Here is an 8949-nt window from a genome sequence, read left to right on the forward strand (position 1 = left end):
CACCGGCTGGGGCCGCATCGGCGGCAAACACACCCTCCTCGACATGTCCGACCTCCGCACCGGCGTCATCCACCTGGGCCGCTGACCCACAACACAGAACACGTGCGCTACCTTGACGACCAGGCGACCCACCCGGCACGGAGGCCAACGATGAACACACCGAGCATCGATCCCATCGACGCACGAATCATCGAGCTCCTACAGAAAGACGGACGCCTCCCCTACCGACAGATCGCGGAAGAGCTGGACATCCCGGCCTCCTCCGCCCGCTACCGCGTGCAGCGGCTCGAGGAATCCGGGATCCTCCAGATCGTCGGCATCGCCAATCCCATGCGCATCGGCTTCGACCGCATGGCGATAGTCGGGATCCGCACCCGCCCCGGCACCGCCCGGTCCGTCTGCCAGGCTCTCGCCGCGCTACCCGAAACCAGCTACGTCATCGTGACATCCGGCCAGTACGACGTCATGGCCGAGGTCATCTGCAAGAACACCGACGACTACACCGACCTCATCAACGACCGGCTCCACCATATCGACGGCGTCCTCTCCACCGAATCATTCTTCGTCCTCGAGGTCGGCAAGCTCGCCTACGGCTGGGGCGTGGGCAACCCCCCGACGTTGAGCGACGTGCTCGCAAACGACATCGAGATCAACGAATAGCCCACCAGCAAATTCGCTCCCGCTCGGGGCACCGCACAGCCATGTCGGCATGCGGTGTCCCGAGCGTTCTCATTTCGGTGACTCTCGCCCCGATCATGCTGTGATACAGCCTCTTCCGTCAGGCGCGATCACGCTATCGACAGACGCGGTCCTGTTCATTTCGGCACTCCCCTACCTGGCAGATGCGCCAAAGTGTCCACCCCGAAATCCTGGTGGCCACGGCACACTCAGGAGGGTAGAACCCGACAATTCCTTTCCACCAACCGAATAGGTGTGTGATGACCGCAATGAAGGGATCAATGACGCTCCCCTCGATCACGGCCAGCCCCGGGAACCATCCCCGTCTCGAGTTCGTGTCCACCGGCGAATCAGACAGGGATGTAGGCGAAGTCGTCGATCTGGTCGTGCTGTGGCCCGGGTCTCGGCCCGCGCTGGCAGACGTCGCTCGCGACTTCGAGTGCTTCGGCCTCCGTATCGAGGCGCACACACCGCTGCCGGCTCCCGAGTCGGCCGGACCCGAGGCCAGCGTGGATCGATTCCGCTTCAGCCGCCCCGCCCAGTCATGGGTACCCGAGGCGCACGATCTGGTCATCGATGCCTTCGAGACCGCCGCCGCCTCCGGACTCGAGATCGACCGGTACTGCATGCTGACGCCGGTGGCCGGACTCGCCTGGCGGGACGTCACGCTGGTTCGCACGATCAGCCGCTACCTGCAGCAGGTGGGCCTCGGCTTCTCCGACGCCTACATCGTGGATACCCTGTTGCGGCACAGTGCATTCACGGCCTCGGTCGTCGAGCTCTTCCACACCAGGTTCGACCCCGACGCCGAGGCCCGCGACCAGCGGATCGCCGAGCTCGAACCCCGGTCGGCCGCGCTACTCGAAGACGCGGCCACGCTCGACGAGGATCGCATCCTGCGCGCGCTGACCGGCTTCGTGGGCGCGGTGCTGCGCACCAATTGGTACCAGCGCACCCCGGACGGCAGCCGCAAGCGCTACGCGTCGTTCAAGCTCGACCCGTCCCGCCTGGCACATCCCGGCCGCACCGTTCCGCACCGCGAGATCTTCGTCCGGGGAGACGGGGTCGAGGGCGTCCACGTACGGGCCGGCACCGTTGCGCGTGGCGGACTGCGCTGGTCCGACCGACCCGAGAGCTACCGCACCGAGGTGCTCGGCCTGATGACCACCCAGACCGTGAAGAACTCGCCGATCGTCCCGACCGGAGCAAAGGGCGCGTTCGTGCTCCGCGACGGCATCGCGCCTGCCGACGGCTACGCCACGTTCATCCGCGGCCTGTTGGACGTCACCGACAATCTCGTCGACGGCTTACCCGTGGGCCCGGCCGACTCGGTCAGCTACGACGACCCCGACCCGTACCTGGTGGTGGCGGCCGACAAAGGCACGGCACGTTTCTCTGATCTCGCGAATTCGGTTGCTGCCGAATATGACTTCTGGCTGGGCGACGCTTTCGCATCGGGCGGCTCCCGAGGCTATGACCACAAGGCGATGGGCATCACCGCTCGCGGTGCCTGGCTGTCCGCGCGCAGACACTTCGCGGAACTCGGTGTCGACGCCCAGAGCGACCCGATCACGGTCGTCGGCATCGGCGACATGTCCGGTGATGTGTTCGGCAACGGGATGCTGCAATCGCGCACGATTCGGTTGGTCGCGGCGTTCGATCATCGGCACATCTTTCTTGACCCCGATCCCGACCCCGAGGCCTCGTTCGAACAGCGACGTGTGCTCTTCGAAACCAGCGGATCGAGCTGGGACGACTATCCGCGAGAGGCGATCTCGGAAGGCGGCGGGGTCTGGCCGCGCTCGGCCAAGCAGATCCCGCTGTCACCGTCCGTGCGCGAAAGGCTCGGCATCGACGCCGATATTCTGTCCCCGGCCGAACTGATCCGCGCGATTCTCCGCGCTCCGGTAGACCTGTTGTGGAACGGAGGAGTGGGCACCTACGTCAACTCATCCGCCGAAACACACGCGGATGCAGCCGATCCCGCCAACGACGCGGTCCGTGTCGAAGCGGCGACCATGCGGTGCCGGATTGTCGGCGAGGGTGGCAACCTCGGTTTCACCCAGCGAGCCCGGATCGAGTTCGCGCTCGGCGGGGGCCGCATCAATGCCGACTTCATCGACAACGCGGCCGGTGTTGCGACGTCCGACCAGGAGGTGAACCTGAAGATCGCGCTGGACGGCGCGGTCGCGGCGGGCGAGATCACCGAGGCCGAACGCAACACACTGCTCGCGGACTGCACCGATCACGTCGCCGATGCCGTCCTCGGCGACTGCGCGAGCCAGACCCTGGCGATCAGCCTCGCCGAATCCCAGGCCGTCTCGCTCCTCGGTCGACACGAGCGGTTGATCGTCAATCTCGAGGCGGTCGGCGGGCTGAACCGAGCCCAGGCCGTGCTACCGAGCAAGCGGGAGCTGGTCTCGCGCACCGAGGCCGGGCTCGGCCTGACCCGTCCGGAGATCGCGACACTGCTAGCGCATTCGAAGAACGTCGTGCGCCGGGACCTGCTGGCCTCCACCGTTCCCGACGAGCCGGTCTTCGCCCGATTGCTGTCCGAGTACTTCCCACCCGCCGTTCGCAGCCGGTACCCGGAACGCATCCGCGCGCACCGGTTGCACCGCGAGATCATCGCCACCCAGATCGCGGACCAGCTGATCAATCACGTCGGGCCAGGCCTCATCTACCGACTCGAGGAGCGGCTGGGTGTCACGACCCCGCAGGTCGCACAGGCCTACGGGGTAGTCGCCGAACTCTTCGACGTCGGCGCCCTCTGGGCGGGCGCGCTCGCGGTGGTCGATCCGGCTGACCGGAATTCGTGGGGACCGCTGCACGCAGTGCAGGCGCTGATCGAGCGCGCATGCTCGTGGCTCCTGCGCAATCGTCCGCTGCCACTTCACGCGGAGGCCGAGATCCAGCGGTACCGGACGACGGTGGGTCACCTGCTCCACGCGTTGCCTCCGGAGGACGCCGACGACACCCTCTCCCCCGTACCGGTCCCGCTGCTCGGGGAGGCGCTCGCGCTGGCGGACAACGCACTCGCCCTGGACATCCCGATCACCCGGGTGATCGAGACATACCAGGAGCTGGGCCGGGAGCTCGGATTGTTCGGCGTGATCGAGCGATTGGAGCGGTTGGCCCTCGGCTCGTACTGGGATTCCATGGCCGCGGCGGCCCTTCGGGACGAGGCGGCGGCGCGACTGCACGACCTGGTCGGTGCCGCACTGTCCCGGGACCGTCCCGGGGAGACACCATCCGAGCGACTGTCGGAGTGGCGCGTGCAGCACGGCTCCACGATCTCCAGGCTGCACCGCATCATCGTCGAGGCTCAGGCGGAAGGTGGCGTCGATCTCGCTCGCGCGTGCACGGTCAACGCCGAACTCGCCCGAGCCGTCGCCGCGGTCGGATACTCGGCACCTCGCTGCGTACCGGCACGCTGACCCGAAACCGGGTCTGACCGACCGAGGGGCCCGCGACCGCACCGGCCGCGGGCCCCTTGCGGTGCGCCGGAACCGATACGGATTCAGAGTGATTCGTGTGCGATGACCGCCAACAGCAGCTCTGCCCGCACCCGTGCCACGTCCAGTCGACAGCCGAGTAGGGCCTCGATCTTCGAGACCCGGCTGCGGAGGGTGTGCCGGTGCACGCCGAGCACACTCGCCGCAGACTCCCAGTGGCCGTTCGCCTCGAGGAAAGCCCGCAGCGACTCGACCAACTCGGTTCCCTGCCTGCGGTCATGATCGGCGAGGGGCGTGATCATCGTGTCGGCGACCGCCCGCAGCACCTCACGTGTGGAATCGAAGGACAGCAGTGCACTTCCGGTCAACGCGGAGAACTCGAGCGGCGTCGCGCCCGACTCGGCCGCCGACGCAGCCAGCTGCGCCTGGTCGATAGCTTCGACAAACCGTTCCACCGGCTGAGCGCCGCTCAAACCCAGACGAGAAGACCGACGCGCGCGATCACCGATGTCGTCCACGAGTCCGTGCGCGAACTCGACGTCGTCGGTTCCGCGCAGCAGCACGGTGACGCGCGTGTCGACCCGCTGCAGGAACAGGGGTCTGCCGGCCTCGTTCATGGCCGCCTCGACCGCGCCGGCCACCGCCTCGGCGTCGGCAGGCGAGCCGCACACCGCGACCAGCGCACGAATCGCTCCGCGCCCGTCGGCGGCAGGCGCTAGCTGCGCCCGTACCGGCTTCAGGTCGATGTCCTCGGACAGCAGGAGTCCGAGGGCCTGGCTGTTGAGCTGGTTCTGCGCTGCCCGCAGTCGCACCGGTTTCTCGAAGTCGAGCGCCAGCAGGGAGTTCGCGTGCCCCAGCAGGATCTGGTCCACCGGCCCGAGAGGCTTCGGACTGACCACGGCGAGGTAGCCGTGCAGGTTCTTGCCCACCCCGATTCGCTGCACGGTCATCGACTCGCCGGATCGGGCCTGCGCCACCCCACTGGAGACCGCCTCCGATGCCGACGCCAGCAGCGTCAGCACCTCCGCGGTCACACTGTCCGGCACGGAGCCGGGGTGGCACTCTAGGAGCTGGCCCCGCCGGTCCAGGAGCAGGGCGACCGAGTTCGTTGCGGTGGCCAGCTCGCGCACGGTGGCCCTGGCCCCGCCCTGGATCACCGCACGCGTCATCCGGGGCTGAGCCTGCGAGGCACGCAACGACGCCTCGTACTGCTGCTCGGCCAACCGACTCATCACCCGCTTGGTCACGGCGGCGAAGGGGGTCGGCAGCGGCACCTCGAGCAGCGGCAGCCCGAGCTCGTCCGAGGCCGCCACGAGGCCCTCGGGGATCTCGGCATGGCTCAGTCCGATCCCGAAGCCGACCGCGGCGACACCGCAGTCGAGCAGCCCGCGGAGGTACTCGGTGCATTCCTCCGGATCCTGCGGGAGCCGCAGCCCGGTCGTCAGCAGCAACTCTCCTCCGGAGAGCCACGGAAACGGTTCCGGCAGTTCGGTTGTGATCGCGAACTCGATCTCGCGGTCCAGCCCGTCCGCGCCGCCACGCAGCCGCAGCGACAGCTCCGGCTGTGCCAGCACCCACCGCACGGTAATGCTCATCTCGACTCCTGACGTGACCCCGGCTTCCGGGCCGAATCGGTGAATTCGGCCCGCACCCGTGCTCCATTCTGGCAGGTGCCGCTCACCGGTCCGGCACCCCACACTGAGAGTCGATCCGACCATCACGACAGGGGACGTCCACGACATGAGCGCCATCAACTACCGACTCCCGCAGAAGCGCGCGCTGCTGACCGAGCTGCCCGGCCCGAAGTCCCGCGCCCTCGCGGAACGCCGCCGGGCGAGCGTCGCCGCAGGCGTCGGGTCCAGCGTGCCCGTCTACACCGCGGATGCCGACGGCGGCGTGATCGTGGACGTCGACGGGAACTCTCTCATCGACCTGGGATCCGGCATCGCGGTCACCAATGTGGGCGCCTCGGACCCCGCCGTGGTCGAGGCGGTACGCGAGCAGGCGGGGCATTTCACGCACACCTGCTTCATGATCACCCCCTACGAGGGCTACGTCCGGGTGGCCGAGGAGTTGGCCGCGCTCACGCCGGGCGACCACGACAAGCGCACCGTGCTCTTCAATTCCGGCGCCGAGGCCGTCGAGAACGCGATCAAGGTCGCGCGCCTGGCCACCGGCCGGATGGCGGTGGTCGCGTTCGACCACGCGTACCACGGCCGCACCAACCTGACGATGGCGCTGACCGCGAAGTCGATGCCCTACAAGTCGAACTTCGGACCGTTCGCCCCCGAGGTGTACCGGATGCCGATGTCGTACCCATACCGGGACGCCGAGGTCACCGGCGAGCAGGCCGCCCGCCGGGCGATCGGGCAGATCGAGAAGCAGATCGGCGCGGACTCGCTGGCCGCGATCATCATCGAACCGATCCAGGGTGAGGGCGGGTTCATCGTTCCCGCACCGGGTTTCCTGCCCACCCTGGCGGCCTGGGCGCGCGAGAACGGCGTCGTCTTCATCGCCGACGAGGTGCAGACCGGGTTCGCCCGCACCGGCGCGTGGTTCGCGTGCGAGGACGAGCAGATCGTGCCGGACATCATCACCATGGCCAAGGGCATCGCGGGCGGACTTCCGCTGTCGGCCATCACCGGTCGCGCCGAGCTGCTCGACAAGGTGCATGCCGGCGGCCTCGGCGGCACGTACGGCGGCAATCCCATCGCCTGTGCTGCCGCGCTCGCCGCGATCGACACCATCCGTGAGCTCGACCTGCCTGCCAGGGCTCGGCAGATCGGCGACCTGGTGCTTCCCCGACTCCGGCGGCTGGCCGAGGAGGTCCCTGCAATCGGCGACGTCCGCGGCCGTGGCGCGATGATCGCGATGGAGTTCGTCAAGCCAGGAACCGACGAGCCGGACCAGGAGCTCACCAAGGCTGTCGCCGCGCGGGCCTTGGAACAGGGCGTCATCCTGCTCACCTGCGGCACCTACGGCAATGTGGTGCGGCTGCTGCCGCCACTGGTCATCGGGGACGACCTGCTCGACGAGGCACTCATCGTGCTCGAGGAGGCGGTGCGGGCGTCCGCCTGACCCGCCGCACCACGCCCGACCGACGCCCCTGCCGCGCCAGCGGCCGATCACTGCGAGGAACCACCCATGACAGATATCTCCACCCTCATCTCCGGCGTGCCGACCGGCCTGTGGATCGATGGCGAATCCACCGCCCCGATCGACGGCGCGACGTTCCCGGTCTTCGATCCGGCCACCGGCGAGAGGCTCGCCACGGTGGCCGCGGCCGACGGCCAGGACGCCATGCGCGCACTCGATTCCGCGTGCCGGGTGCAGGCCGAATGGGCCGCCACGGCGCCTCGCCAGCGCTCGATCATCCTGCGCACGGCATGGGAACTGGTCACCGAGCGAGCCGAGGAACTGGCGCTGCTGATGACCGCCGAGATGGGCAAGGCGCTGCCGGAGAGCCGATCCGAGGTGGCGTACGGCGCCGAGTTCCTCCGCTGGTTCAGTGAGGAGGCGGTGCGCATCCAGGGCCGGTTCACCCGGTCGCCTGGCGGCGCGGGCCGGATCATGGTGACCAAGGTGCCGGTTGGCCCGTGCCTCGCGATCACGCCGTGGAACTTCCCCTTGGCGATGGGCACCCGCAAGATCGGACCCGCGCTCGCCGCGGGCTGCACGATGATCGTCAAGCCCGCCGCGGAGACGCCCCTGACGATGCTCGCGTTCGCGCAGATCCTCTCCGACGCCGGCCTGCCGCCCGGTGTCGTCTCGGTGCTTCCGACCTCGGATGCCGCCTCCGTATCGGCGCCGCTGCTCGCGGACCCGCGGCTGCGCAAGGTCACCTTCACCGGCTCCACACCGATCGGCCGCGTGCTCATCGAGCAGTCCGCCAAGAACGTGCTGCGGACCTCGATGGAGCTAGGCGGCAACGCGCCGTTCGTCGTGTTCGACGATGCCGACATCGACGCAGCCGTTGATGGCGCGATGGCCGCGAAGATGCGCAACGGCGGCGAGGCCTGCACCGCGGCGAACCGGCTGATCGTGGCCAACTCGGTACGGGAGGAGTTCACCGCCAAGCTGACCGAGCGGATCGCCGCGCTGAAGGTAGGGCCAGGGCACGAGCCCGGTGTCGAGGTCGGCCCGCTCGTCAGCGCCAAGCAGCGCGCGAGCGTCGCCACCCTGGTCGACGAGGCGGTCGCGGCGGGTGCACGGGTGCGCACCGGCGGTCGGGCCATCGACGGCCCCGGCTTCTTCTACCAGCCGACGGTTCTCGACCAGGTTCCCGCGACCGCGCGCATCATCCGCGACGAGATTTTCGGCCCGGTAGCCGCGATCACCGGCTTCGACACCGAGCAGGAGGCGATCGCCGCGGCGAACGACACCGAGTACGGGCTCGCCGCATACATTTTCACCCAGAATCTCGACCGGGCGCTGCGGGTGGCCGAGTCGCTCGAATCCGGGATGGTGGGGGTCAATCGCGGCGTCGTCTCCGACGTGGCCGCTCCGTTCGGCGGCGTCAAGCAGTCCGGGCTGGGCAGCGAGGGCGGCACCGAGGGCATCGAGGAGTACCTCGACACGAAGTACATCGGCTTCACCGCCTGACGAACACGAAACCGCCGGCAATCGATACCGATTGCCGGCGGTTTCGTCATTGGCACGCAAACATGGCGGGCGCGCAGAGGAAGTCGGGCTACCAGCCGCGCTCGGCGAGGCGGTGCGCCACCGGCAGATCGTCGACGTTGATGCCGACCATCGCCTCACCCAGGCCGCGGGAGACCTTCGCCAGCACATCCGGGTCGTCGAAGAAGGTGGTGGC

Annotated in this window: 5 protein-coding genes and 1 pseudogene; 4 read left to right on the top strand and 2 right to left on the bottom strand. The window is 68.6% G+C overall.

What is annotated here, in order from left to right:
* Nucleotides 1-150: 150 nt before the first annotated feature.
* Nucleotides 151-660 carry an Lrp/AsnC family transcriptional regulator gene (locus C8K38_RS26605; protein WP_097214428.1) on the top strand — a complete coding sequence of 170 codons (510 nt, stop codon included), beginning with the start codon at nucleotides 151-153 and terminating at the stop codon, nucleotides 658-660.
* A 278-nt stretch (nucleotides 661-938) separates the two neighbouring features.
* On the top strand, nucleotides 939-4115 hold the full coding sequence (locus C8K38_RS26610; protein ID WP_097214429.1) for an NAD-glutamate dehydrogenase domain-containing protein: 3177 nt from the start codon (nucleotides 939-941) through the stop codon (nucleotides 4113-4115).
* A gap of 83 nt (nucleotides 4116-4198) precedes the next feature.
* On the opposite strand, the gene C8K38_RS26615 is transcribed toward C8K38_RS26610, so the two are convergent.
* Nucleotides 4199-5728: a PucR family transcriptional regulator gene (locus C8K38_RS26615; RefSeq protein ID WP_097214430.1), complete on the bottom strand. Its 1530-nt coding sequence runs from the start codon at nucleotides 5726-5728 to the stop codon at nucleotides 4199-4201.
* A gap of 145 nt (nucleotides 5729-5873) precedes the next feature.
* Between C8K38_RS26615 and gabT the strand changes: the two genes are divergently transcribed.
* Nucleotides 5874-7211 (top strand): 4-aminobutyrate--2-oxoglutarate transaminase, encoded by a 1338-nt coding sequence (gene gabT / locus C8K38_RS26620; RefSeq protein ID WP_097214431.1) that lies wholly within the window; start codon nucleotides 5874-5876, stop codon nucleotides 7209-7211.
* Nucleotides 7212-7277: 66 nt separating this feature from the next.
* Nucleotides 7278-8735, top strand: coding sequence for an NAD-dependent succinate-semialdehyde dehydrogenase (locus C8K38_RS26625; protein ID WP_097214432.1), 1458 nt, complete (start codon nucleotides 7278-7280; stop codon nucleotides 8733-8735).
* 88 nt (nucleotides 8736-8823) lie between these two features.
* Here the strand turns inward: C8K38_RS26625 and C8K38_RS26630 are convergent.
* Nucleotides 8824-8949: pseudogene (locus C8K38_RS26630) on the bottom strand (pyridoxal 5'-phosphate synthase lyase subunit PdxS); the annotation flags it as partial.

Source organism: Rhodococcus sp. OK611, from assembly GCF_003050885.1.
Lineage (GTDB): Bacteria > Actinomycetota > Actinomycetes > Mycobacteriales > Mycobacteriaceae > Rhodococcus_G > Rhodococcus_G oryzae.